23 protein-coding genes and 3 pseudogenes are annotated in these 24,164 nt (G+C 68.1%); 8 read left to right on the top strand and 18 right to left on the bottom strand.

Annotated features, from left to right (window positions below; all coding sequences use genetic code 11):
- Positions 1-15 precede the first annotated feature (15 nt).
- Complete coding sequence (gene cydD / locus AC1RRV_RS02125; RefSeq protein WP_492857922.1) at positions 16-1,656, bottom strand: thiol reductant ABC exporter subunit CydD; 1,641 nt, start codon at positions 1,654-1,656, stop codon at positions 16-18.
- A 123-nt stretch (positions 1,657-1,779) separates the two neighbouring features.
- On the opposite strand from cydD, the gene AC1RRV_RS02130 reads away from it, so the two are divergent.
- The 4 genes from AC1RRV_RS02130 (at position 1,780) to AC1RRV_RS02145 (ending at position 5,423) form a co-directional block, all read left to right on the top strand.
- A complete protein-coding gene (locus tag AC1RRV_RS02130; protein ID WP_492857923.1) occupies positions 1,780-3,345 on the top strand; it encodes a cytochrome ubiquinol oxidase subunit I in 1,566 nt (521 codons plus the stop codon).
- Positions 3,346-3,358: 13 nt separating this feature from the next.
- Positions 3,359-4,510 (top strand): cytochrome d ubiquinol oxidase subunit II, encoded by a 1,152-nt coding sequence (gene cydB / locus AC1RRV_RS02135; RefSeq protein WP_492857924.1) that lies wholly within the window; start codon positions 3,359-3,361, stop codon positions 4,508-4,510.
- A 12-nt stretch (positions 4,511-4,522) separates the two neighbouring features.
- Entirely contained in the window at positions 4,523-4,642 is a 120-nt protein-coding gene (cydX, locus tag AC1RRV_RS02140; RefSeq protein WP_035043223.1) for a cytochrome bd-I oxidase subunit CydX, read from the top strand.
- Between the two features lie 328 nt (positions 4,643-4,970).
- Complete coding sequence (locus tag AC1RRV_RS02145; RefSeq protein ID WP_492857925.1) at positions 4,971-5,423, top strand: chemotaxis protein CheW; 453 nt, start codon at positions 4,971-4,973, stop codon at positions 5,421-5,423.
- Positions 5,424-5,597: 174 nt separating this feature from the next.
- Here the strand turns inward: AC1RRV_RS02145 and AC1RRV_RS02150 are convergent, their stop codons facing one another.
- The 5 genes from AC1RRV_RS02150 to rpmH form a co-directional block, all read right to left on the bottom strand.
- Positions 5,598-6,074 carry an ASCH/PUA domain-containing protein gene (locus AC1RRV_RS02150; RefSeq protein ID WP_492857926.1) on the bottom strand — a complete coding sequence of 159 codons (477 nt, stop codon included), beginning with the start codon at positions 6,072-6,074 and terminating at the stop codon, positions 5,598-5,600.
- 189 nt (positions 6,075-6,263) lie between these two features.
- Positions 6,264-6,953, bottom strand: coding sequence for a ribosome biogenesis GTP-binding protein YihA/YsxC (yihA, locus tag AC1RRV_RS02155; RefSeq protein WP_492857927.1), 690 nt, complete (start codon positions 6,951-6,953; stop codon positions 6,264-6,266).
- Positions 6,953-8,806, bottom strand: coding sequence for a membrane protein insertase YidC (gene yidC, locus AC1RRV_RS02160; RefSeq protein WP_492857928.1), 1,854 nt, complete (start codon positions 8,804-8,806; stop codon positions 6,953-6,955). The genes yihA and yidC overlap by 1 nt, the downstream gene beginning before the upstream one ends.
- Positions 8,807-8,813: 7 nt before the next feature.
- Positions 8,814-9,263 carry a ribonuclease P protein component gene (gene rnpA / locus AC1RRV_RS02165; RefSeq protein WP_492857929.1) on the bottom strand — a complete coding sequence of 150 codons (450 nt, stop codon included), beginning with the start codon at positions 9,261-9,263 and terminating at the stop codon, positions 8,814-8,816.
- A 92-nt stretch (positions 9,264-9,355) separates the two neighbouring features.
- Positions 9,356-9,490: a 50S ribosomal protein L34 gene (gene rpmH, locus AC1RRV_RS02170; RefSeq protein WP_012284717.1), complete on the bottom strand. Its 135-nt coding sequence runs from the start codon at positions 9,488-9,490 to the stop codon at positions 9,356-9,358.
- Between the two features lie 147 nt (positions 9,491-9,637).
- Here rpmH and AC1RRV_RS02175 point away from each other — a divergent pair.
- Positions 9,638-9,763 (top strand): annotated as a pseudogene (locus AC1RRV_RS02175) (hypothetical protein); the annotation flags it as partial.
- Here AC1RRV_RS02175 and AC1RRV_RS02180 read toward each other — a convergent pair.
- Complete coding sequence (locus tag AC1RRV_RS02180) at positions 9,753-10,748, bottom strand: NADPH:quinone oxidoreductase family protein (protein WP_492857930.1); 996 nt, start codon at positions 10,746-10,748, stop codon at positions 9,753-9,755. The pseudogene AC1RRV_RS02175 and the gene AC1RRV_RS02180 overlap by 11 nt on opposite strands.
- Before the next feature lie 21 nt (positions 10,749-10,769).
- On the opposite strand from AC1RRV_RS02180, the pseudogene AC1RRV_RS02185 reads away from it, so the two are divergent.
- A pseudogene (locus AC1RRV_RS02185) lies at positions 10,770-10,883 on the top strand (hypothetical protein); the annotation flags it as partial.
- Here the strand turns inward: AC1RRV_RS02185 and AC1RRV_RS02190 are convergent.
- The 4 genes from AC1RRV_RS02190 to AC1RRV_RS02205 form a co-directional block, all read right to left on the bottom strand.
- Entirely contained in the window at positions 10,880-11,923 is a 1,044-nt protein-coding gene (locus AC1RRV_RS02190) for an alpha/beta hydrolase (protein WP_492857931.1), read from the bottom strand. The pseudogene AC1RRV_RS02185 and the gene AC1RRV_RS02190 overlap by 4 nt on opposite strands.
- 200 nt (positions 11,924-12,123) lie before the next feature.
- Positions 12,124-12,759, bottom strand: coding sequence for a TetR/AcrR family transcriptional regulator (locus AC1RRV_RS02195; protein ID WP_492857932.1), 636 nt, complete (start codon positions 12,757-12,759; stop codon positions 12,124-12,126).
- A gap of 127 nt (positions 12,760-12,886) precedes the next feature.
- On the bottom strand, positions 12,887-14,317 hold the full coding sequence (locus tag AC1RRV_RS02200; RefSeq protein ID WP_492857933.1) for a flavin-containing monooxygenase: 1,431 nt from the start codon (positions 14,315-14,317) through the stop codon (positions 12,887-12,889).
- Positions 14,318-14,419: 102 nt separating this feature from the next.
- A complete protein-coding gene (locus AC1RRV_RS02205) occupies positions 14,420-14,671 on the bottom strand; it encodes a DUF2164 domain-containing protein (RefSeq protein WP_492857934.1) in 252 nt (83 codons plus the stop codon).
- Between the two features lie 9 nt (positions 14,672-14,680).
- Between AC1RRV_RS02205 and AC1RRV_RS02210 the strand changes: the two are divergent.
- Positions 14,681-14,836 (top strand): annotated as a pseudogene (locus AC1RRV_RS02210) (hypothetical protein); the annotation flags it as partial.
- Here AC1RRV_RS02210 and AC1RRV_RS02215 read toward each other — a convergent pair.
- The 6 genes from AC1RRV_RS02215 to AC1RRV_RS02240 form a co-directional block, all read right to left on the bottom strand.
- Complete coding sequence (locus tag AC1RRV_RS02215) at positions 14,808-16,190, bottom strand: flavin-containing monooxygenase (protein WP_492857935.1); 1,383 nt, start codon at positions 16,188-16,190, stop codon at positions 14,808-14,810. The pseudogene AC1RRV_RS02210 and the gene AC1RRV_RS02215 sit on opposite strands and share 29 nt — an antisense overlap.
- 140 nt (positions 16,191-16,330) lie before the next feature.
- Positions 16,331-16,477 (bottom strand): hypothetical protein, encoded by a 147-nt coding sequence (locus AC1RRV_RS02220; RefSeq protein WP_492857936.1) that lies wholly within the window; start codon positions 16,475-16,477, stop codon positions 16,331-16,333.
- A 52-nt stretch (positions 16,478-16,529) separates the two neighbouring features.
- A complete protein-coding gene (locus AC1RRV_RS02225; protein ID WP_492857937.1) occupies positions 16,530-16,850 on the bottom strand; it encodes a hypothetical protein in 321 nt (106 codons plus the stop codon).
- A 58-nt stretch (positions 16,851-16,908) separates the two neighbouring features.
- Entirely contained in the window at positions 16,909-17,217 is a 309-nt protein-coding gene (locus AC1RRV_RS02230) for a hypothetical protein (protein WP_492857938.1), read from the bottom strand.
- Between the two features lie 162 nt (positions 17,218-17,379).
- Positions 17,380-18,831 carry a carotenoid oxygenase family protein gene (locus AC1RRV_RS02235; protein ID WP_492858101.1) on the bottom strand — a complete coding sequence of 484 codons (1,452 nt, stop codon included), beginning with the start codon at positions 18,829-18,831 and terminating at the stop codon, positions 17,380-17,382.
- Between the two features lie 83 nt (positions 18,832-18,914).
- Complete coding sequence (locus AC1RRV_RS02240; protein ID WP_492857939.1) at positions 18,915-20,243, bottom strand: PQQ-dependent sugar dehydrogenase; 1,329 nt, start codon at positions 20,241-20,243, stop codon at positions 18,915-18,917.
- 76 nt (positions 20,244-20,319) lie between these two features.
- Here AC1RRV_RS02240 and AC1RRV_RS02245 point away from each other — a divergent pair, with 76 nt between their 5' ends.
- Complete coding sequence (locus AC1RRV_RS02245; RefSeq protein WP_492857940.1) at positions 20,320-21,012, top strand: arylesterase; 693 nt, start codon at positions 20,320-20,322, stop codon at positions 21,010-21,012.
- A 65-nt stretch (positions 21,013-21,077) separates the two neighbouring features.
- Here the strand turns inward: AC1RRV_RS02245 and AC1RRV_RS02250 are convergent, their stop codons facing one another.
- Positions 21,078-24,155, bottom strand: coding sequence for an efflux RND transporter permease subunit (locus AC1RRV_RS02250; protein WP_492857941.1), 3,078 nt, complete (start codon positions 24,153-24,155; stop codon positions 21,078-21,080).
- Positions 24,156-24,164: the final 9 nt, after the last annotated feature.

The raw sequence follows: 24,164 nt of genomic DNA on the forward strand, positions 1-24,164 counted from the left end.
GTGATTGGGCCAAGCTCACAGCCGCACCACCTGGTCCGCCAGGGCGGCGACCGCTTCGGAATGGGTGGCGATCAGGGTCGTGCGGCCCCGGGCGGCGACGCGGATGGCGGCCAGCAGTTCAGCCTCGGCGAGGGCGTCCAGATTGGCGGTCGGCTCGTCCAGTAGCAGGATCGGGGCGGGCTTCAGCAGGGCGCGGGCCAGGGACAGGCGTCGGCGCTCACCGCCGGACAGGCCGGAGCCGCGCTCGTCGAGCCTGAAGTCGAGACCGCCGGGTCGGACCGCCAGGGCGGGACTCAGCCCCGCCGCGTCGGCCGCGGCCGCGATCTCGGCCCGGGTCGCGTCGCGGCGCGACAGGGCGATGTTGTCGGCGATCGAGGCCGGCAGGATCAGCGGCGATTGGCCGGCCCAGGCGATTTCTGCCGATAAGTCCGTATACGGAATATCGTCCACCAGGATACGCCCGCCGGTCAGCGGCGCGAGGTCCAGCAACAGGTTCAGCAACGAACTCTTGCCCGCGCCGCTGGGTCCGACCAGGGCGGTGATGGTTCCCGCCCGGGCCGTCAGGTCGAAGCCCTCCAGGGCCGGCGCGTCGGCGTCGGCATAGCGGATGGTGACGCCTTCGAAGCGGAGGGTCGGGGCCTTGGTCAGCGGCGCGACCACCGGCCGGGGCGCGGGCGCCTCGAACGTCGCGAGGCTGGCGGCGGCGGCCTCGGCGGCCTGGCGGTCGTGATAGGCGGCGGCCAGGCGGCGCATGGGGGCGTAGACCTCCGGCGCCAGGGCCAGGACGAAGAAGGCGCGCTTGAGGTCAAGGGTCTCGGGAACCGGGAAGGGCAGCAGCCGCAGCAGGTTGAAGCCGCAATAGACCGCCACCAGGGCCACCGACAGGGCGGCGAAGAACTCAAGGGCCGCCGAGGACAGGAAGGCGACCCTCAACACCTTGATGGTGCGCTCGGCCAGCTCCGAGGCCGAGCGGGTCAGGGCGGTCGTGGTCGCACCCTCGGCCTGGAAGGCCAGCACCACCGGCAGGGCGCGGACGCGGTCGAGGAACAGGGCCGACAAGCGCTCCAGGGCCAGGAACTGGGCGCGGGCCTCGGCGGCGGCGGCCGTTCCCGCTAGAATCATGGCCAGGACGAACGGAGCCAAGGTCGCCAACAGGATCGCCGCGCAGATCGGGCTGGCCACGGCGGCGACGGCGATCATCAGCAGGGGCAGCACGGCGGCCGACAGCTTGGTGGGCAGGAAGCGGGCGACGTGGCCGTCCAGCGCCTCGACGCCCTCGACCAAGGCCGTGATCGCCTCGCCGGCCGGGCGACGCGCGCCGCCGAACACGGAACGGGCCAGATCGGCGCGGACCCCGGCCTTGACCTCGGCCGCCGCCTGAGCCCCGGCCACGCCCCCGGCGCGGGCCAGCAGGCCACGCAGGGCGCTGGAGACCACCACCAGGGCCAGCCAGAGCGCGAGGGCAAGCCCGTCGCGCCGCGCGACGATCGCGTCGATCGCCAGGGCCAGGCCCGCCGCGAAGCCGATCGCCGCCAGGCCGTCCAGCAGGCCGAACGCCTTGGCGCGGCGCATGGCCGGGGTGGATTTCAGGCCCAAAAGATCAAGCCACGCCCGGGCCGGACCAAAACGATCAATCGATACTATGCCGGCGCCCATGAGTTGAGTGTAGGTTGAGTTCGTCCGGAAGCCTTGATCTCGATCAAGGACCGGGCGGTCGGGTCGGTCTAGGGCAAGGCTCTCGAGCGGCGTGATCATCGGCCGTACGTCTCGGAGCTGTCCATGGACCCCGCCGTCATCGACCTGTCACGCCTGCAGTTCGCGCTCACCGCTCTCTACCACTTCCTGTTCGTGCCCCTGACTTTGGGCCTGTCGTTCCTGCTGGTCATCATGGAGAGCATCTATGTGATGACCAAGCGCCCGATCTGGCGGACGGTCACCCGCTTCTGGGGCGTACTGTTCGGCATCAACTTCGCCCTGGGCGTGGCGACCGGCCTGACCATGGAATTCCAGTTCGGCATGAACTGGTCCTACTACTCGCACTATGTCGGCGACATCTTCGGCGCCCCGCTGGCGATCGAAGGGCTGATGGCCTTCTTCCTGGAAGCCACCTTCGTCGGGCTGATGTTCTTCGGCTGGGACAAGCTGAAGCCGGTGAGCCACCTGTTCGTGACCTTCATGGTCGCCCTGGGCACCAACCTCTCGGCCCTGTGGATCCTGGTCGCCAACGGGTGGATGCAGAACCCGATCGGCGCGGCCTTCAATCCCGAGACCATGCGCATGGAGGTCAGCAGCTTCCGCGACGTGCTGTTCAACCCGGTGGCCCAGGCCAAGTTCGTCCACACCGTCAGCGCCGGCTACGTGATCGCCTCGGTCTTCGTGCTGGGGATCTCGGCCCTGTACCTGCTGCAAGGCAAGTATATCGGCGTCGCCAAGCGCTCGATGACCGTCGCCGCCGCGTTCGGCCTGGCCTCGTCGCTGTCGGTCGTCGTGCTGGGCGACGAGAGCGGCTACGCCCTGACCGACAACCAGAAAATGAAGCTCGCCGCCCTGGAGGCCATGTGGGAGACCGAGCCCGCCCCGGCCGGCCTGACCGCGTTCGGCATCCCCGACCTGGCGGCTCGCAAGACCCACCACGAGGTCAAGATCCCCTACGTCCTGGGCCTGATCGCCACCCGCAGCTTCGACAAGCCGGTGGAGGGCATCTTCCAGCTGGTGGCCAAGGCCGAGGACCGCATCGAGTCCGGCATCGTCGCCTATGGCGCGGTCGAGGCGCTGAAGGTCAATCCGCGGGACATCGCCGCCCGCGCGACCTTCGAGCAGCACCGCCGCGACCTGGGCTACGCCTTGCTGCTGAAACGCTATGTGCCCGATCCGCGCCAGGCCTCGCCTGAGCTGATCAAGAAGGCCTCCTGGGACGCGGTGCCCAATGTGCCGGTGATGTTCTGGAGCTTCCGGATCATGGCCGGGATCGGCCTGCTGATGATCGCCCTGTTCGCCACCGCCTTTGTTCTGGTCACCCTGCGCAAGCACGACACCAAGTGGTTCCTGGTCCTGGCCGTCATGGCCCTGCCGCTGCCGTGGATCTCGACGGAGCTGGGCTGGGTGCTGGCCGAGATGGGCCGCCAGCCCTGGGCCGTCGACGGCGTGCTGCCGACCTTCCTGTCGGCCTCCAGCCTTTCCGTGCCGCAGCTGATCACCAGCATCGCGGTCTTCACCCTGCTGTACGGCGCCCTGGCCGTGGTCGAGATCGGCCTGATCGTCCGCGCCGTCAAAAAGGGCCCGTTCGCTCTGCACGACCCCGTCCCCGACGGCGAGCCGGTCGAGCCCGAGCCGGCCGTGGCCTAAGGAGGATCATGTGATGGAACTCCCCGTCGACTTCGCCACCCTGCGCATCATCTGGTGGGCCCTGGTCGGGATCCTGCTGATCGGCTTCGCCCTCACCGACGGTTTCGACATGGGCGTGGGGGCCCTGCTGCCCTTCGTCGCCAAGGACGACGCCGAACGGCGCATGGTCATCAACACCGTGGGCGCGACCTGGGAAGGCAACCAGGTGTGGTTCATCCTGGGCGGCGGCGCGATCTTCGCGGCCTGGCCGTTCGTCTACGCCATCAGTTTCTCGGGCTTCTATCTGGCGATGTTCGTGGTGCTGACCGCGATGATCCTGCGGCCCGTCAGCTTCAAGTACCGCTCCAAGCGTCCGAACCCGCGCTGGCGCTCGTTCTGGGACTGGGGCCTGTTCGTCAGCGGCTTCGTGCCGGTGCTGTGCTTCGGCGTGGCCCTGGGCAATGTGCTGCAAGGCGCGCCCTTCCGGCTGGATAGCGATCTGCGCGCCTTCTACGACGGCTCGTTCATCGGCCTGTTCTCGCCCTTCGCCCTGCTGTGCGGCCTGTTGGCGGTGGCCATGCTGGTGCTGCACGGCGCGGCCTGGCTGACCGTCAAGGCCGAGGACGGGCCGGTCACCGAGCGCGCGCGCCGCATCGGCGAGATCGCCGGCTTGGCCAGCATCGGACTGTTCGCGGCCGGCGGCTTCTGGGTGGCGTTCGGAGGTCTGGGCTTCCGCATCGAGGGCCTGGCCGACGCGGCCGGACCCTCCAACCCGCTGCGCGGCGCCGCCGCCGTGCGGGCGCCCGGCGCCTGGCTCGACAACTACGGCCGCCACGGCTGGATGATGATCGCGCCGATCATGGGCTTCCTGGGCGCGTTCCTGGCCCTGGCCGGCATGCGCTGGAACAAGGCCTGGGCGGCGTTCGGCGGCTCGACGACCTCGACGGCCGGGATCGTCGGCACCGTGGGCCTGTCGATGTTCCCGTTCATCCTACCCAGCTCGGCCGATCCGCGCTCCAGCCTGACGGTGTGGAACGCCTCGTCCAGCCACCTGACCCTGTTCGTCATGATGATCGTGACGGCGGTCTTCCTGCCGCTGATCCTGCTCTATACGGCCTGGGTCTACCGGGTGCTGTGGGGCAAGAGCACGACCGGCGCCCTCGCCACCAACCCCGACCTGTACTGAGGAGAACGACCCATGTGGTACTTCACCTGGATCCTGGGCCTGGGCCTGGCCGTCGCCTTCGGCGTGCTGAACGGCGTCTGGTACGAGTTCAACCTGTCCGACGACGGGGACGAGGGGCTGTCGGAGCCTTAGGGGCGCGAACGTCTGCAAAATCCCTCGACGATCAAATCCCTCGTCATCCCGGAAGCCTCGCAGAGGCTATCCGGGACCCAGGGGCCCAACGCAGTGCGGTCGCCCCTGGGTCCCGGCTCTCCGCTTCGCCGCGGCCGGGATGACGAGATGAAGGCGGTGGGTCAGAAGCTGAGCGCTCCACCACGGCCGGTAGCGAAAGCCGCGACATTTGACCGCGCCCTTCCGAGCTCAGCCTTAACGGTTGTTAAAGAGCGGCTGGGCTCTTGTGGCAGTCGGTCGAAGCGCGGCGACGCGATCTCGGCCTGCTCATTCTACCGGGGACTTGGCCATGACCGACAATACCGCGCCCGCGCTGGAGCTGATTTCGTTCTGCATCGGCGAGCAGGAGTTCTGCATCGACGTGAAGACGGTGCGTGAAATTCGCGGCTGGACCCCGGCCACCCCGATCCCGCACGCCCCGTCCTACATGCGCGGCGTCATCAACCTGCGTGGCGCGATCATGCCGGTCATCGACCTGCGCAACCGCCTGGGCCTGGGCGTCACCATCCCCGAGACCCGCCACGTGATCGTGGTCGTCGAGTGCCGTGACCGCCTGGCGGGCATCCTGGTCGACGCCGTGTCGGAAACCTTCACCGTGCCGCGCGACAGCCTGCAGCCGGCCCCGGACGTCGGCGTGGAAGAGCTGCGCTACATCCAGGCCATCATCTCGATGGAAAACCGCCTGATCACCTATCTGCGCATGGACGACGTGTTCCCGGCCCAGGTCAGCGAAGCGGCTTGATAGTTGCTCCCCCGCTGGGGGAGCTGTCGCGGTAGCGACTGAGGGGGCCATCTGGGCTTAGGCCGCGCTGCCCCCTCCGGCCCTCTGGGCCACCTCCCCCTGAGGGGGAGGATCCCAAAAGAAAAGGCCGCCGAGGGCAACCTCGGCGGCCTTTCTCTTGTCGGTCGTCCCGGATCAGTCCTTGCGGACGATCCGCGCGGCCGCCGCATGGAAGCCGGCCTCGGCCGCGGCCGAGTCGGCCACCGCGCCATGGCGGTCGGCGGCGACGCTCATATTGCTCTTGGTATAGCTCTCCGAGACCTTGCGGGCCTCCTGGGCGCGCAGGGCGGCGTTGGAGGCGGCGGTCTCGTGCCATTCGGCCAGGCTGTCGGCGGTGACTTCGGCGGCGGCGTCCGGATGCGGGGCGACCTCGCCGAAGCCGATGGCCACGAAGCCGTGGATGACGCCGTAGTCCTCTTCCGACAGCAGGAAGGTGATCTGACGCTCCTCGGCCTGGCCGGTATAGGCGTCCTCTTCCGGATCAAACTCGCGCAGGACCAGGATGTCGCCGACCTTGAACTCGCGGTCGTTGCGGCGGATCTCGAAGCGCTTCTGGCCCGAGCGGACGGCGGCGAAGTACTTGGGCCAGGTCTTGAGTTCGTGGCGGGTCATGGGCGGGCTTCAATCTAGAAAATGGAAAGGCGGGGGTTCTGGCGGGTGGAACCTAGCGCAGGGTTGAACGGGGGCAATAGGGCGGTGGATAGCCCCCACAGCCAATTCCTCTCGTGTGTCATCCCGGCCGCAGCGAAGCGGATAGCCTCCGCGAGGCTTCCGGGATGACACGATGAGGTAGGTCTCAGATCACTCGTCGATGCACAGCCGGACGATCTCGGCGCGCAGTTCCGGCATGCCCAGGCCCTTCTCGGACGAGGTGGCCAGCACTCGCGGGAAGGCCGCGGCGCGCTTGGCGATGGCCTTCTGGGTCTCGGCCACGACCTTGTCGACTTCGTGCGGCTTGATCTTGTCGGCCTTGGTCAGGACGATCTGGTACGAGACCGCCGCGACGTCCAGGGCGTCCAGCGCCTCCAGGTCGACCTTCTTCAGGCCGTGACGAGCGTCGATCAGCACATAGACGCGCTTCAGGTTGGCGCGGCCCCGCAGATAGGCGCGGCCCAGGTCCTGGAACTTGTCGGCGATCGAGCGCGAGACGCGGGCGAAGCCGTAGCCCGGCAAGTCGACCAGGCGCACCGTCTCGGCCAGCAGGAAGAAGTTGATCTCCCGCGTGCGGCCCGGCTCGTTCGAGGCGCGGGCCAGGTACTTCTGGCCGACCAGCCCGTTGATCAGGCTGGACTTGCCGACGTTGGAGCGGCCCGCGAAGGCCACTTCCGGCAGGTCGGCGGGCGGCATGGTGTCCATGCGCACCGCGCCCATCATGAACGAGACCGGCTGGGCGAAGAACACCCGCGCCGTCTCGATCTGCTCGTCCGTAAAGTCGGCCGCGCCGGGAAGCAGGACCGGCGGTTCCTTGGGGAGCTTGGGTTCCTCGCTCATCAGGTCGCGCTAACGGGTTTGCCCTTGAGGCGAGCGATGATCTTGTCGATCGGGTTCTCGACCTGGTAGCGGCGCATGATGATGTACTGCTGGAAGATGGTCAGGATGTTCGACCAGCACCAGTAGATCACCAGGCCCACCGCGAACTGCGACAGGGTGAAGGTGAAGACGATCGGGAACAGCTGGAAGATACGCTGCTGGATCGGGTCGCCGGCCGGCGGGTTCATCGCCGTCGTCAGCCACATGGTGAAGCCGTACAGCAGCGGCCAGACGCCGATGTGCAGGCTGCCGGCCAGGAAGGCGCCGATCAGCGGGGCGGTCGCCGGATCCCAGGGGATCAGGCCGAACAGGTTGAACATCGTCGTCGGGTCACGCGCGGACAGATCCTGGATCCAGCCGAAGAACGGCGCGTGGCGCATTTCGATGGTGACGGTCAGCACCTTGTACAGCGAGTAGAAGACCGGGATCTGCACCAGCATGGGCAGGCAGCCCATCATCGGGTTGATCTTCTCTTTGGCGTACAGGGCCATCATTTCCTGCTGCTGTTTGGCAGGATCGTCCTTGTGCTTGGCCTTGAGCTTCTCGACCTCGGGGGAGATCTTCTTGATCTTGGCCATGCTCTCATAGCTCTTGTCCGCCATCGGGTAGAGCACGAGCTTGAGCGCCACGGTCAGCAGCATGATGGCCAGGCCGAAGTTGCCGACCAGCTTGTAGAAGATCTCCAGCACATTGAAGATCGGACGGGTGAACATGGAGAACATGCCCCAGTCCACGGCCCAGTCGAAGCGCGGGATTTCGGCCTTGCGGCTGTCCCAGAACTTCCACCAGTCGGGCGCCTGGCCGTTGTACTCGTACTTGCGCAGCAGCGGCACGGTCTTGGCGCCGGCGAACAGGCGGGTCTTCTGCGTCAGGGTGGCGCCCGGGTTCAGGGCCTGGGTCGGACCCAGCACATTGACGTCGTAGATGTCGGTGCCGCTGACCTGGGTCACGCGGTACTGGGCCTTGATGGCCTGGTTCTGATCGGGGATCAGGGCCGTCAGCCAGTACTTGTCGGTGATGCCGGTCCAGCCGCCGACCGAGTCGAAGGTCGCGAGCGGCTTGTCCTTCTTCCACTTGCCGTACTTGGACAGCTCCAGCTTCTGGTCCTTGCCGGCGCCCAGCACGCCGATGGCGCCTTCGTGGACGATCTGGTTCTTGCCCAGGGTGTCGTTGATGCCCTGGCGCTGGACGCTGGCGTAGGGGGCCAGCTGCAGGCCGGTGGTTCCGTTGTTCTGGACGGTGTCGGTGACCGTGAACATCGCCTCGGCGTCGACGGCGATGACGCGGGTAAAGGTCAGGCCCAGGCCGTTGTCATAGGTGAGGGTGACGGGCGCGTTCGGACGCAGCACCTGGCCCGGGGCGGCGGTCCAGACGGTGCGGCCGTCGGGCAGGCCCGGCAGGTTGGCGCCGGCCCAGCCGAAGTCGGCGAACCAGGCGTGCTCGGCGCCCTCGGGGCGGAACAGCTCGACCGGCGGCGAATTCTTGGCGGTGGTCTCGGCGTACTTGCGCAGGAACAGGTCGTCGATGCGGCCGCCCTTCAGGGCGATCGAGCCCGACAGGGTCGGGGTGTCGACGACGACGCGCGGGCTCTGATCCTTGGCGGCGGCGCGCGACAGGCGCAGCGGCTGCGGATTGCCGTTGGCGTCCAGGGTCACGCCCGGCTGGGTCGCGGCCTGGACCTGCGACGCCTTCTTGGCGCGCGCCTCGGCCTCGGCCTTCTTCTGCTGCGGACCCAGGATGAAGAACTGGTACCCGATCAGGATCACGAACGCGCTGACGATGAACATCAGCGTGTTTTTGTTGTCGTTCTGCATGGAGCGCTTAACCGGAAACTTTGAGATCGGGTTGTTGGGATGGGGCGACTTCAGACGAGGCGCCGGACGATGATGGCTTGGGGACTCTGGACCCCGCGCGATCATGCTCGGCGGCGAGGCTTATCAGCGCGGTTTTGACATCGTCAAGCAAACGCCCCCATTCGCGGGCGGTCGTGCCGCCGCGCGCGATGAACACATAGTCGTGCGAAGGGCGCGCATGAAGGGGCAGGACAAGGCGAGCCGCCTCGCGCAGGCGACGTTTCGCCCGGTTTCGCTCGACGGCGCCGCCGATCTTCTTGGTGGCGGTGAAGCCGACCCGCACTGTCGGGTCCTCGTCGGGCCGTTTGCGCATCTGGATGAAGACCGCGCCGCGCGACAGGGCCGGGGCCTTGGCCGCCAGCAGGAAGTCGGGGCGCTTGCGCAGCCGCTCGAACTTGAGGGCCTGGAGCTCAGGCATGAAAAAAGCCGCCTTTCCGGCGAGAACCTGAAACCAGGTCTGTGGAAAAGGCGGCTTTGATCATCGTCTTACCTCCCGAGGGAGGAAGAGAATTAGGCGGTCAGGCGCTTGCGGCCCTTGGCGCGGCGACGCGCAACGATCTTTTGACCGTTCTTGGTGGCCATACGCGCGCGGTAGCCGTGACGGCGGGCACGCACGAGCTTCGACGGCTGGAAGGTGCGCTTCACGACGTGGCTCCGAAATGCAAATACGTTGAACGCGGAAGCCGGGGCCCCGCGAGTGAGGGGCGGTGGATAAAAGAACGGCGCGGGGATGTCAACCTGAGTCGGTTCAATCACTTGCCCAACTCAAATCCCGTTCATTCCTTATATCGTCATCCCGGCCGCAGCGAAGCGGAGAGCCGGGACCCAGGGGCCGCCGCACTGCATTGGCCCCTGGGTCCCGGGTCGGCTACGCCGCCCGGGATGACAGTGATGGGGAGCTTGGCGTTCAAGGCGTGATCACCGCCTTACCCACGACCTTCCGCTCGGCCAGCAGCTCGAAGGCCTCGCGCCACCGCTCTAGCGGAAGCTCCGCATGCACATGCGGCTTGATCACGCCCTCATCCGCCATCCGCCACACCGCCTGCGCATTCTCGCGGCCCTTCTCGGGGAACTGCCGGCCGTACTCGCCGGCCCTCACGCCCATGACCGAGAAGCCCTTGATCAGCGGCATGTTGACCGAGACCGTCGGAATCCGGCCCGAGGTGAAGCCGATGACCAGCAGCCGGCCGTCGAAGGCGATGCAGCGGACGCTCTCGTCGAACACGTCGCCGCCCACGGGGTCATAGATCACGTCGGCCCCGTGGCCGCCGGTGATCTCTTTCACGCGGTCGCGGAAGCCGTTGGTGACGTTGACGGTCGCGTCGGGGGCGTAGAGCGCCTGGACCTTGGCCAGTTTCTCGTCCGAGGCCGAGGCGGCGATCACCCGCGCGCCCAAGGCCTTGGCCAGGTCGACGGCGGCCAGGCCCACCCCGCCGGCGGCGCCGTGGACCAGCACCCACTCGCCGGGCTCCAGCCGCGCGCGGCGGACCAGGGCGACATAGGCGGTGAGATAGGCCGCGCCATAGGCGGCGGCTTCAGCGAACGACAGCCGCGTGGGCTTGGGCTTCAGGGCTGAGGCCGACAGCACCGCATATTCGGCGAACCCGCCCAGCCGCGCCCCGCCGACCACGGCGTCGCCCGCCCGGAGGTCGGTAACGCCCTCGCCCAGCGCCACAACCTCGCCGGCCAGATCCAGGCCGGGGGTGAAGGGCAGGGGCGGTTTGAACTGGTACTCGCCCCGGGTCATCAAGAGGTCGGGGAAGTTGACGCTGGCGGCCCGGACGCGGATCAGCACCTCGCCGGGTCCGGGCCGTGGCGTGGCGACCTCCCGGACGGCGCAACCGGCGTAGTCGGGCGCCAGATCCTCGACGACGAGGGCGCGCATGGTGGTGGGCGTGTCCATCCTCGATCCCAAACTCTTCGTCATCCCGGCCGCAGCGAAGCGGAGAGCCGGGACCCAGGGGCCAGTGCAGTGCGGTCGCCCCTAGGTCCCGGGTCGGCTTCGCCGCCCGGGATGACGAGATTTATTTGCTGCTAAACCCGCCCCTCGAACGTCTCCCGCACCAGCCCGGCGATCTCCCGGCACGCCCCATCCGCCGCCGGGATCGCACCGGTGAACGCGGTGAACCCGTGGGCCAGGCTGTCGTAGCAGCGGTAGCGGACCGCCACGCCGGCGGCCTGCAGGCGCTTGGCGTAGGCCTCGCCCTGGTCGACCAGGGGATCGAAGCCGGCGGTGGCGATGATGGCGGGCGGCAGGCCCGCGAGGTCGGCGGTCTTGTCGGGCGACAGGCGCGGGTCGGCCGGGTCGGCGTCGGCGCTCATATAGTGACCCATGAACCAGTCCATGGTCGCGCGGGTCAGCGGATAGGCGTCGGCATAGGTCGTCATCGACGCCGTCTCGCTGGCCACATCCACGGCGGGATAGATCAGGATCTGGGCGGCCGGCGCCGGCTCGCCCTTGCGCGCCATCTCCTGGGCGATGATGGCGGCGAAGTTGCCGCCCATGCTGTCACCGCCGATGGCCGGGGCGACCGGCGCGGCGCCGAAGCGAGCGGTGTTGTCGCGCGCCCAGCGATAGGCGGCCAGCACGTCCTCCAGCCCGGCCGGGAACTTGTGGTCCGGGGCCAGGCGGTAGTCGACCGAGATCACCGCCGTGCGGACGATGCGGGCCAGGATCGAGCAGAAGGCGTTGCAGGTCTCCAGGTCCCCGATCACTCCGCCGCCCATGTGGGCGTAGACGATCAGGGGCATGTCGGCGTCCTGGCCTTCGGGACGATAGGCGCGGCAGGGAACGGGACCGTTCGGGCCCTCGATCGCCAGGCTCTCGGTGCGCACGCCGGGCTCCAGCGGACCTTGGACGGCGGCCAGGCCCCGGGCGCTGCCGGCCACGGCCTCGGCCGGCGACAGGGAGCTCATCGGCGGCAGCTTCTTGGCCGCGTGGGCGAAGAACTGGAAGCGGGGATCCAGGGTGCGGCCGCCCCTGTAGACGACCCCGCCGCCCGACATGGCCCGCAGGACCGGGCTGGGCAGCGACAGGATCAGCTTCAGTATGGCTTTCTGGGTGGCGTCCGAGGCCATGGTTTCCCCACTCTTTGTTGTTCTTACGATCTGCGCATTACGGCCGAAATATCCTCGTCATCCCGGCCGTAGCGCAGCGAAGAGCCGGGACCCAGGGGCGGCCTCTCCGTGCTTGGCCCCTGGGTCCCGGATAGCCTCTGCGAGGCTTCCGGGATGACGAGGGATGTGTGGCTTGAACAGCGGAAAACCATCTCGCGCCGCTACAGGCGGGGCAAGGCGGGCAGGCCGCCCAGGATCAGCTTGACCGCGAAGTCCGCCGCGCCCTCGGTGTCGACGGGGCGCCGCTCCAGCATCTTGTCGCCGATCTCGCGGGCCACGGCGATGCAGGCCGAGGTCAGGTAGTCCAGGTCCACCGGCGGTGCGTGCTCGCGCTCCAGCACCTTGCCCAGGGCCTCGTGCACCTCGTCGAACACGGCGACCACCTCGGGCGTCGAGCGGGCGTGCGGGATCTGCTCGCCGGGCGGGCGGTTGATGCGCCAGCTCTCCTGCTCGGTGGCCACGAAGTTGAAATAGGCCAGGATCGCCCCGCGCAGGAACGACTCGAAGTCGGTGGCCTTCTCGGACTGTTCGCGCAGCAGCGGCCGGAAGCGGCGGGCGCCGTCATCGGCCAGGGCTTCGAACACCTCCTCCTTGGACTTGTAGTAGTTGTAGAAGGTGCCCGAGGCCAAGCCCGTGCGGCGGATGATGTCGCGCACCGTGGCGGCGTCGTAGCCCAGGTCGCCGAACACCTCGCGCGCGGCGTCCAGGATCGCCTGGCGATTGGCGGTCTTGGTGCGTTCCCGCTTGCCCGGTCGCTGGTCGACATGGGGCTTGGGGAAGTAAGCGATATTCGACATGGCCGGCGACTCGGAGGCGGAGCGTTCGTGACGCCCCGTCACGATCACAGCCTTACTCCGCGGCAAGAGGCAAGACTCCATTGCTTGCCGCGTGATGGCCGCCATAACCGGTGTCCGCTTTCGGCCGTCACGCCAGCGCGGCGCGGGGCTGGATCGGCAGCGGATTGCCCTTGGCCTTCGCGCGCTTGATCCCGCGCTTCAGCTCCTTGCGCAGGTCGTAGGCATATTCCCCGCAATTGATCTGGATCGTGTGCCGGGCCGAGGCGACGTAGTGGGCCTTGACCCCCTGGTGCATGGCGTCGCGCTCGCGGGCCATGGTCGCCGGATCGGGCGCGGCGTAGCGGCCGGTCAGCCAGGCGGCGATCAGTTTCGACTGCTCCTCTGCGATCGGCATCATGGCGCACAGCGGTTGCACCAGGGCGACCATGAACAGGTTGTCGAAGCGGGGGTCGATCATCCGCTTCCACAGGGCGATGTCGTTGTCGGGCGCGTCGACCGTCAGGCTGTCGAAGAACGGGAAGGTGATCTTGTAGCCGGTGCACCAGATCACGGCGTCGGCCTCGACGACCGTGCCGTCCTTGAAGAACACCTGCTTGCCGTCGAAGCGCTCGATGTCGGGCTTGATGGCCACGTCGCCCGAGCCGATGCGGTTGTAGAGCTCGTGGCTGATGGCCGGGTGGCTGGCCCCGAACGGATGGTCGGGCTTGGGCAGGCCGTGGTCCTCGGGCCGGCCGTGCACGGCGGCGATCTTCTTCTCGATCATCCGGGCGGCCATCTTGCCGGGCAGGATCCGCGACAGCAGCGGCGGGTCCTGGCTGGGATGGTTGTTGAAGTGGTCCAGCACCTCATTGCCGAAATAGCGCGGCACCACCCAGTAGCCGCGGCGGACCGACAGATAGACCTCGTCCGAATTCTCCTTGCGGCCCAGCTCGCAGGCGAGATCCAGGGCCGAATTGCCGAAGCCGACGATCACCACCTTCTTGCCCCGCAGGTCATGGGGCGTGGCCGGGTCGATATAGTAGTGGCTGTGCATCTCGATCCCGTCGAACCGGCCGGGCGGCTTGGGCTCGGGCCAGCGGGGATCCCAGTGGTGACCGTTGGCGACGCACAGGGCGTCGTAGAGGCGTTTCTCGCCGGTCTCGAGGGTGATCTCCCAGATGCCATCCGGGCGCCGCTTGGCCCACGTCACCGCGCACTGGAAGGTGATGCGGTCGCGGAAGCCGAAGTGGTCGACATAGGCGTCGAAATATTTGGCGATGTGGGTGTGGTGCGGATAGTCTGGATAGTCGGCCGGCATCGGGAAGTCCGAATAGGCCATCTTGTCCCGGCTGGTGTTGATGTGCAGCGAGCGATAGGCGCTGCTCATGCCGTTGCGGTTCTGGAACACCCAGTTGCCGCCGACCCGGTCCGAGGCCTCGAAACAGTCGAACGGGATCCCGGCCTCGTGCAGCTGCTTGCAGGTGGCGATGCCGGACGAGCCGGCGCCGATCACGCAGACGCGGGGCAGGGCGGGATCGGGCGCACGAGTCGCGCTCCGGACGGCAGACCCGTCGGCCATCGAGCTTCCTCCCATCGCGGGCGCATGCCGCGACTTATCGTTGTTCACCGATGATGAACCCGTGGAGAGGGGCGTCAATCTTTACGCGAGGGGAAGCTGGGCTCAGAGCGCCTTGATCGGTTGCTCGATCTCGTAGACCGCCTCGCTGATCGCCTCCAGCTTCTCGCGGTACAGCGCCGAGGCGTCGTGGAGGCCCTGGTTGTAGTAGTACGGCCCCAGCCGCTCGGTGACGAAATCGAGCAGGAACTCGGCGTCGAAACCCTTCACCTCGAGGTCGAGCTCGGTCCGCAGATAGTCCGAGAGCCCGCCGACCAGCTTGGCGCGGGTGTCCTTGTCGAAGGTGATCTTGGGCATGGGTCACTCTCAGCGCGTCGTCCCGGCCGCGGCGGAGCGGAGAGCCGGGACCCAGGGGCAACCGCACTACCATTGGCCCCTGGGTCCCGGATAGCGCTTCGCGCTTCCGGGATGACGAGGGAATTGAACTGTAGCCTTAGCTCGCCAGCAGCGGTTCCGTCTTGATCTCCGCCAGCGCCGCCACCGGCAGCTTGCCGCCAGTGGCCCGCGCCCGCGCCTCGCCCTTGGCGATCTCCTTCTTGAGATCCGCGCAGTAGACGTTGAAGTCGACCTGGATGGTATGGCGCGCCGAGACGTAGAACTGCCCCGTATGCCGCTCCTCGTCCTTGGCCATGATCCGCGTCATCTCGGCTTCCGGCGGTGGCGCGTAGGTCCCGGCCAGATACCCCGCCGCCAGCTTGGCCTGCTGCTCGGCGAAGTTCACCAGGGTCGGCAGGGGCTGGGCCAGGCCCATGAAGAACAGGTTCGGGATCCCCGGCCGCATCATCCGCTTGAACAGCGGGAAGCGGTGGTCGGCCCCGGGCGACAGGGCCGGATCGTCGAAGAACGGGAAGCTGATCCTATAGCCGGTGGCGAAGACGATGGCGTCGACGTCCTCGACGCTGTCGTCGGCGAAGCGCACCCGCTTGCCCTCCAGCGCCTTGATCGCCGGCTTGAACTTGATGTCGCCGCAGCCCGCTCTCGTCAGGAACTCGCCCGAGACCGAGGGGTGGGCTTCCAGCGGCTCGTGGTCCGGCTTGGGCAGGCCGTAATCCTCCATCTTGCCGATGGTTTTCTTGATCACCGAGCGGGCGATCGACAGGCCCAGCTTGCGCGGCATCCAGGCGGGCATGGCGGACTTATCCGCCGGCTTGCCGTTCAGGTACTTGGGGAACACCCAGACCCCGCGCCGGGCCGAGACCCAGAGGTTTTTCGCGATCGGCCGCTGGGAGAGCTCGCTGGCGATGTCCATGGCCGAATTGCCCATGCCGACCACCACGACGTTCTTGCCGCGCATGTCCACCGGATCGAACGGGTCGGAATAGGCGTGGGCGTGGAAGGCGGGGCCGTCGAACTCGCCGGGATATTCTGGAACGCGTGGGTCCCAGTGGTGGCCGTTGCAGACGAACAGCACGTCATAGAGCCGCGTCTCGCCGGTCGACAGCGTCACCGACCACAGGCCCTCGTCCGTGCGCAGGGCCCTCTCGACCCGGGTGTTGAAGGTGATGGTCTCGCGCAGGCCGAAGTGGTCGACATAGTCCTTGAAGTACTGGAACAGCTGGGCGTGGTGCGGGAAGTCGGGCCAGCCAGCCGGCACCGGGAAGTCCTCGAAGGCCAGCCGCCACTTGCTGGTGTCGATGTGCAGGCTCTCGTAGCAGGCCGAGAGGCCATTGGGGTTCTTGTAGTACCAGTTGCCCCCGACCTCGTCGGACATCTCGAAGCAGTCGTACGGGACCCCGACGTCCTTCAACCGCTTGATCGTGGTGAAGCCGCTGCAGCCCGCGCCGATGACGCATGCCTTGGGGAGCCTCGCGGTCATTCCACCCATCCTGACTTATCGTTGTTCAGGTGAATGTACCGGCGTTACGCGAACCGGCAAGCGGCCGTTGCGGAAGGACTGAAACGCAAAGCGCCCGCCCCTCGCGGGACGGGCGCTCCAGCCTTCGCCGTCAGGCTAGGCTAGCAGCAGGGACCGCCGTTGCAGCAGGCCGCGCCGAGCGCGCAGCAGGCATGGACGGCCTTGGTCACGGCTTCCGGCGCGGCGGCGTAGGCGGCCGTGGCGGAGGCGAGCAGCGTGAACGCCGCGATCGAAAAGATGCGTTTCATGATTTGAAATTCCGATTTCAGGTTGATGTGAAGTGGTCCTGGAATGCGGGTCTCAACGGGGCGGAGGCGGCTCCGGCGCGATCGCCCGGCCGACGAGGCGGGGCGAGAGCGCGGGCTCAAGCGGCGTGGCTTCGCCGCGAATGGGCTCGGCCAAGGTCTCGACGGGCGCGGGCGCGACGACGCAGGCGGTGGCGCAGGCCTGCGGGCACATCGTCTTGTCGAGATCGCGGCACGGGGCGTCCGGGCAGCAGTCCATCGGCATGGCCGGATTGGCCATGGCCGACGGCGTCAGGGGCGCGGCCAGCAGCAGCACCGCCGCCAGCAGGGACAGCAGTCTAGCCAGGGTGCGCGGACGGATCGCCGGGGCGGTCATGGGATGACGATAGCCGACGGCGCCGCGACGACAAGCTGGCGCGATCCCTTACGCGGCTCTAGCGGAAGCGGGTTGGCTGGTAGCTCGACGAGCACGACGCGTTGCACTGTGCCCAGCGGCTGCCGCAGCCGTCGTCGTCGCCACCGGAGCTGCAGAAGATCAGGGTTCGCGAGCAGGTCGCCTTGCACTGCATGACGTCACCACCGGGCCGGCCGGCGGCCAGCGGGATCGGGGCGGGCAGGAAGACGCTGGGCGCGTCGACCGGCGCCTGGACCGGCGCGGGCCTGGGCTTGGGCGGCGCGGACGGCGCGGCCAGGGCGGGAAGGGCCGTGGCGAGGACCAGCAGGGCGAAGAGGGCGCGGCGCATGGGGGATCATGCGCACAGCGCGGTAAAGACCGGATTAACCATAAATCAGCGTGTCATCCCGGCCGCAGCGAAGCGGAGAGCCGGGACCCAGGGGCGACCGCACCGGGCTTGGCCCCTGAGTCCCGGATAGCCTCTGCGAGGCTTCCGGGATGACACTTTGATTTAGGCCCGCAGCATCTCCCGCCCGGCCCACACACTATGCGTCCCGCTGCTGAGCTTGTGCGGCAGGGCCACCCGGCAAACGATCTCGAAGCGCTTGGCGTCGACGATCGCGCACTCGGACGTTCCCCGGTTCTCGTCGATCAGGAAGCTGACCAGATAGCCGTCGTCCTCGTCGACCGCGCCCACCCTGGGCGCGAACGGGGCTTCGCTGGCGTAGACGCCCTCGGGCAGCTGGATCTCCCAGCTCTCGCCTGTCTCCAGGTCGTGTTTGACGAAGCCGTTGAACAGGAACCAGCCCGGCTTGCTCGTCGTCGAATAGGCGTAGCGATACGGCTTGCCGGCGTATTTCTGATTGAACATGCCGAATTCCAGCACCCGCTCGTCCAGGTGCTTCTCGGTCGTCTCTCCGGTCACCAGGTTGAAGCGCCAGCGGTGCAGCTTGGAGCGGAAGCTGTGCTCGTCCAGATAGGCCATGAGGTGGTTGTGGCCGTCGGGCGCGGTCTCCAGCGGGCGCGGGATCGGGTTCTCCTGGAAGTAGCCGTCCAGCACCACCTCGTCGCCGTCCTCATAGGCGTTCAGCCAGTGCAGGACGTAGGTCGGCTCGGCCTCGAACCAGCGCGGCTCGCCGCCTTGGCGCGGCACCAGGGCGAAGCGGCTGGGGAGACCCTTGTGCAGGCGCACGGCGTGGATGCCCCGGGCCATCAGGTCCTGGTCCCAGAACACCGGCAGGTCGTTGAGGATCGCGTATTTGGACGAGAAGGCCATGTCGTGCGGCAGGCGTGGGCCGGGCAGCGGCACGCCCTGGTAGACGATGCGCTTCCCCGTCGCGTCGACCACGCCGTAGTGCATGTAGGGCGCGGCCTTGGAGTAGTTGAAGAACATCAACTCGCCCGTGGCCTCGTCGACCTTGGGATGGGCCGAGACGCCCTCCAGCGGGGCCCAGGCCGCCACGCCCAGGTTCTCCAGGGTCAGGGGATCCAGCCGATAGGCCTCGCCGCACTGGTAGAAGGTGGCGATGGCCTCGCCGTTGTGGACGACGATGTCGGTGCTGGCGGTGTCCTTCAGCGAGCCATGAGCGCCGAAGCCGGGGCGCTTGGCGACGCCCGGCCCGTCCATCAGCCCGGCCCATAATCCCTCGCCGGCCTCCTGCTCCGCCTCGAAACACCGTGTACGGATGAAGCGGTTGCGATAGGTCGCCGCGCCGGCCTTGAACTCGATCTGGCAGACCATGCCGTCGCCGTCGAACGGGTGGTAGCGGCCGACCGGATCGTGGACCGGGTTCTCGGTATTGCGCAGATAGACGCCGTCCAGGTCGGCCGGGATGGCGCCCTCCAGCACGTCCAGGTCCCAGGCGTTGACCTCCTCGTGCAGGGGCGTCCAGGCGCCGGTCATGTACGGGTGGTTGGTCGGCGACAGCGAGATCCGCACCGGCGGCAGGCGTTCCACCTTCATCTGGGCGATCTTCATGGCGTGGTCTCCTCGTCGGGAGGAACCTACGACCAGTCAGTCTTGTTGTGCAAGTTTGTCGAGAGGTCCTATCGCGCCGGGCTCACCCGCCAGACCACATTGCCCACGTCGTCGGCCACCAGCAGGGCGCCGGATGTGTCCACCGTCACCCCCACCGGCCGGCCTTGCGCCTTGCCCTTGCTGTCCAGGAATCCCGTCAGGAAGTCCTCAACTGGGCCAGCCGGCTTGCCGCCCGTGAACGGCACGAAGATCACCTTGTAGCCGGCCTGCGGCTTGCGGTTCCACGAGCCGTGCTGGCCGATGAAGATCCCGTCGCGATAGCGGGCCGGGAAGCTCCGGCCTTCGTAGAAGGTCAGGCCCAGCGAGGCGGTGTGGGCGCCCAGGGCGTAGTCGGGGACGATGGCCCGCTCGACCAGGTCGGGGCGGCGGTCGGCGTCCTTGACCCGCTTGTCGACGTGGCGGCCGAAATAGCTGTAGGGCCAGCCGTAGAAGCCGCCGTCGCGAACCGAGGTCATGTAGTCGGGCACCAGGTCGTTGCCCAGTTCGTCGCGCTCGTTGACCGTGGTCCACAGCTCGCCCGTGACCGGGTTCCAGCCCATGCCGTTGGGATTGCGCAGGCCGCCGGCGAAGACGCGCTTGTTCCCCGTCGCGAGGTCGACCTCGAGGATCGCCGCGCGGTCGACCTCGTTTTGCATGCCGTTCTCGCCGACATTGCTGTTGGAGCCCACGGTGGCGAACAGCTTGGTCCCGTCGCGGCTGGCGATGATGGTCTTGGTCCAGTGGTGGTTGATCGGTCCGCCGGGCAGGTCGGTCACCTTGCGCGGGGCGGCGGTGATGCGGGTCGCGCCTTCGGCATAGGGGAAGGCGACGATGGCGTCGGCGTTGGCGACATAGAGGGTCTGGCCGACCAGGGCCATGCCGAACGGCGAGTAGAGGTTGGTCAGGAACGGCGTCTTGGTCTCGGCCAGGCCATCGTGGTCGGCGTCGCGCAGCAGGGTGATGCGGTTGGCGCTGGGCACGCCCGCCCCGGCCTTCTTCATCAGCATCTTCTCGAAGAAGCCCTTGATGCCCTTGGGCTTGTCCTGGCTGGCCGGCTTATTGCTCTCGGCGACCAGCACGTCGCCATTCGGCAGGACCAGCAACCAGCGGGGGTGGTCCAGGCCCGTCGCGAACGGCTGGACGCTGAATCCCGACGGCGCCCGGGGCGTCACGCCCGCCGGCCAGCCGACGACGTCCGAGACCTTCACGGTGGGCAGCAGGGTCTTGTTGGGCTTGGGCAGCGCCGGGTTGGGGCCGTAGCCGACCGAACTGTTCTGCTGGCCGTTGCTCTGGCCGCAGGCGGCGAGGGCGGTGGCGATGCTCCCGGCGATCAAGATTTCGCGAAGCCGACGGCGCATGGGCGCTTTCTCCCTTCAGCCTGCGTTCAACGCACAGGGTCATTATGTTGTTCTGGGAGAACAGTACGGTTCAGCCATGGTGAAGTTCCAGTCCTTGCGTGAAGCCCGACCCATCCAAGACCGCCGCGATGTCCTCGCCGGCCTGCTGGCCCTCGCCATGCCCGGCGCCGCCCTGGCCGCCTCGCGGAAGAAGGCGCCGCCCAAGCCACTCCCGCCGCCGCCTCCGCCGTTGGTGACGGTGCTGGGCGACTCGATCACCGCCGGCCTGGGGCTTTCCAACGACCTGGCCGTGCCCGCGCGCCTGCAGACGGTGCTGGACCGGATGAGCATCCGGGCCCGGGTGCGCGGCTATGGCGTGGTGGGCGATACGACGGCCGGCGGGCTGGCGCGGGTCGAGCGCGTGCCGGCCGAGACCTTCGTCTGCGTGGTCGCCCTGGGCGGCAACGACGTGCTGCAGGGCGTCGATCCGGCGCGAGCCAAGACCAATCTCCGCGCCATCGTCCAGCGCCTGAAGGCGCGCGACATCCGCGTGGTTCTGGCCGGGGTGAAGGCGCCGGCCCTGCTCGGTGTTGGCTATGCCCGCCGCTTCAACCAGATCTTCCCCGACCTGGCCCGCGAAGAGGGCGTGTTCTACGCGCCGGACTTCATCACCGGCGTGATCGGGGTGTCGCGCTTCATGCAGCGCGACGGCATACATCCGAACGCCGAGGGGGCGAGAGTCATCGCCGAACGGCTGGCGCCGGTGGTGGCGCAGGCGCTCAAGACCTGAAGACAATTATCGTGTCATCCCGGATAGCCTCTGCGAGGCTTCCGGGATGACACGGATTGGTAGGCCTACTCGATGATCGGCTTCTTCGCCGCCACGTGGTGCTGGCCGCCGAAGATGCGACGCATCAGGTTTTCCGAGCGGGTCTTGAGGCCGTCCATCAGGATGAAGACCACCGGGATGTAGAGCAGCGACAGCAGGGTCGAGGTGATCAGGCCGCCGATGACGGCGATGGCCATCGGAGCCCGGAACTCGACTTCCGCGCCGAGGCCGACGGCGGTGGGCAGCATGCCCGCGCCCATGGCCACGGTGGTCATCAGGATCGGCCGGGCCCGCTTGTGCGCGGCGTCGATGATCGCCGTGCGCTTGTCCATGCCGTGTTCCTTCATGGCCATGATCGCGTACTCGACCAGCAGGATCGAGTTCTTGGCCGCGATGCCCATCAGCATCAGGATCCCGATCAGGGTCGAGATCGAGAAGCTGGACTTGGCCAGCACCAGCAGGCCGAAGGCGCCGCCGATGGCCAGCGGCAGGGCCACCATGATGGTGATCGGGTGGGCGAAGCTGCGGAACAGCAGCACCAGCACGACGTACATCAGCAGGATGCCGGTGATCAGCGCGCCGAGGAAGCCGCTGACCATCTCCTGGATGAATTCGGCGTCGCCGGCGGCCACTTCCTTGACGCCGTTCGGCAGGTTCTTGACCGAGGGCAGGTCGTGGACCCGCTTGCCTGCCTCGCCGACGACGATGCCGTCCAGCTCGGCCGTGATGGTGGCCACGCGCGAGCGGTCCTGGCGGTCGATCTGCGAGGGACCGGCCCCGAAGCGGACGTCGGCCACGGCGTTCAGCGGCACGGGACCGTTGGCCGACGGCACCTGCAGGGTCTGCAGGACGGCGATGTCCTCGCGCGCGCCCTGGTCGAGGCGCAGGCGGATCGGCACCTGGCGGTCACCCAGATTGTACTTGGGCAGGTTCTGGTCGACGTCGCCGATGGTGGCCACGCGGACGGCTTGCGAGATCGCCCCGGCCGAGACGCCGGCGCGGGCGGCCTGGTCAGCCTTGGGCGTGACGACGATCTCGGGACGGGCGATCGAGGCGGTGTTGACCACGTGGGCCAGGCCCGGCACGGCGCGCATCTCGGCCTCGACCTTGCGGGCCGCGGCCTCAAGAGCGGGACCGTTGTCGCTGAGCAGGCGCAGGGTGTAGCTGCCGCCGCTCGACGGGCCGCCACCGTTGTTGCTGCCCGCGCCGATCCGCGCGCCGGGGATCTCGGCGAACTTGTCGACCATCTGGCGGCTGAACGCCTGCTGGCTGATCCGCTTGCCCTTCTCGGTCAGGTCGGCGGTGATCTGGCCCTTGTTGACGGCGTTGCCGCCGACCGAGGCGTAGACGGTCACCACTTCCGGGCGGGCGCGCAGCTCGCGGGTCACGCGCTGCACGATGGCGTCGGTCTCGTCCAGGGTCGCGCCGGGCGGCAGCTCGACCGAGAACTCGGCCCGGCCGCGGTCGGCCTGGGGCTGGAACTCGAACGGCAGGGCCTTGGCCAGCAAGACCGAGATGACCAGCATCGGGATGCCCATCGCCAGCACCTTCCAGCGGTGGCGCAGGCCCCAGTTGAGGCTCTTCAGATAGGGCCCCATCCAGAAGGGGTCCTTGTCCTCGTGCTTGGCGTCGGCCTTCAGCATGTAGGCGCCCATCAGCGGCGTCAGCAGGCGGGCGACCACCAGCGAGAACAGCACCGAAATACAGGCGGCCAGGGCGAAGGCCTTGAAGAACTGGCCGATGATGCCGGGCATGAAGCCGACGGGCGCGAACACCGCCACGATGGTGAAGGTGGTGGCCACGACCGCCAGGCCGATCTCGTCGGCCGCCTCCATGGCCGCCGCATAGGGGCTTTTGCCCCCGCGCATGTGGCGGACCATGTTCTCGATCTCGACGATGGCGTCATCGACCAGGATGCCGACGGTCAGCGACAGGGCCAGCAGCGTCACGCCGTTCAGCGACTGGTTCATCGGCGCCAGGACCGCGAAGGTCGGGAACAGCGACATCGGGATGGCGACGGCCGCCAGCAGGGTGGCGCGCCAGTCGCGCAGGAACAGCAGCACCACCAGCACGGCCAGCACGGCCCCGATGATCAGGGCTTCCATCGAGGCGATATAGCTCTCCTCGATGTACTTCACGTTCGAGGTGATTTCCTCGATCTCGAGCTCGGGATGGTCCTTGTCGAGCTTCTCGACGGCCTTGCGGACCTTCTGCGCGGTCTGCACCTCCGAGGCGCCGCGGGCGCGGACCATGTTGAAGGTCACGACCTCCTGGCCGTCGGACCGGGCGCGCGAACGCGGCTCGGCCCAGTGGTCGGTGACCGAGCCGAGGTCGGCCAGGCGCACCGCGCCGCCGTTGGCCATGGGCACGCGGGTCTCGCGCAGCTGCTCGACCGAGCCGGCCGCGCCCAGGGTGCGGATGGCGCGCTCGGCGCCCGAGATGGTGACGCGACCGCCGGGCAGGTCGGCGTTCGAGGAGACCAGGGCCTGGCTGACCGAAGCGGCGGTGACGCCGCGCGCGGCCAGGCGGTCGGGGTCGAGGGCGACCTCGATCTCGCGGCTGACACCGCCCTGGCGGTTGACCTCGCCGACCCCGCGCAGCGCCAGAAGGGCGCGGCTGACGTCGTTGTCGACGAACCAGCTGCGCTGCTCGGGCGTCAGGGTCGGGGCCTTGACGACATAGGTGATCAGCGGGTCCCCGGAGATGTCGATCCGGGTGACGATCGGTTCCTGCATGTCCTGGGGCAGGGAGCCGCGCAGGTTGGACATGGCGTTACGCACGTCGTTGGTGACGCGCTCGTGGTCCACGCCCAGCTCGAACTCGATGAAGGTGGTCGAGGCGCCGTCGACGACGGTGGAGTTGGTGTGGCGCACCTGGCCCAGGCCCGCGATCGAGTCCTCGATCAGGCGGGTGACCTGGGTCTCCAGCTCGCTGGGCGCGGCGCCGGGGCGCACGGCCGTGACGACGACGAACGGCAGGTCGACGTCGGGGTTGTTGTTGATCCGCATGCCCTTGAAGCCAGCCACGCCGGCGATGGTCAGCAGGATGAACAGCAGGATGACGGGGATCGGGTTCTTGATCGCCCAGGATGAGATGTTGCGCATCGGGGGCGG

It is taken from the genome of Caulobacter sp. GW821-FHT11E10, assembly GCF_058808375.1.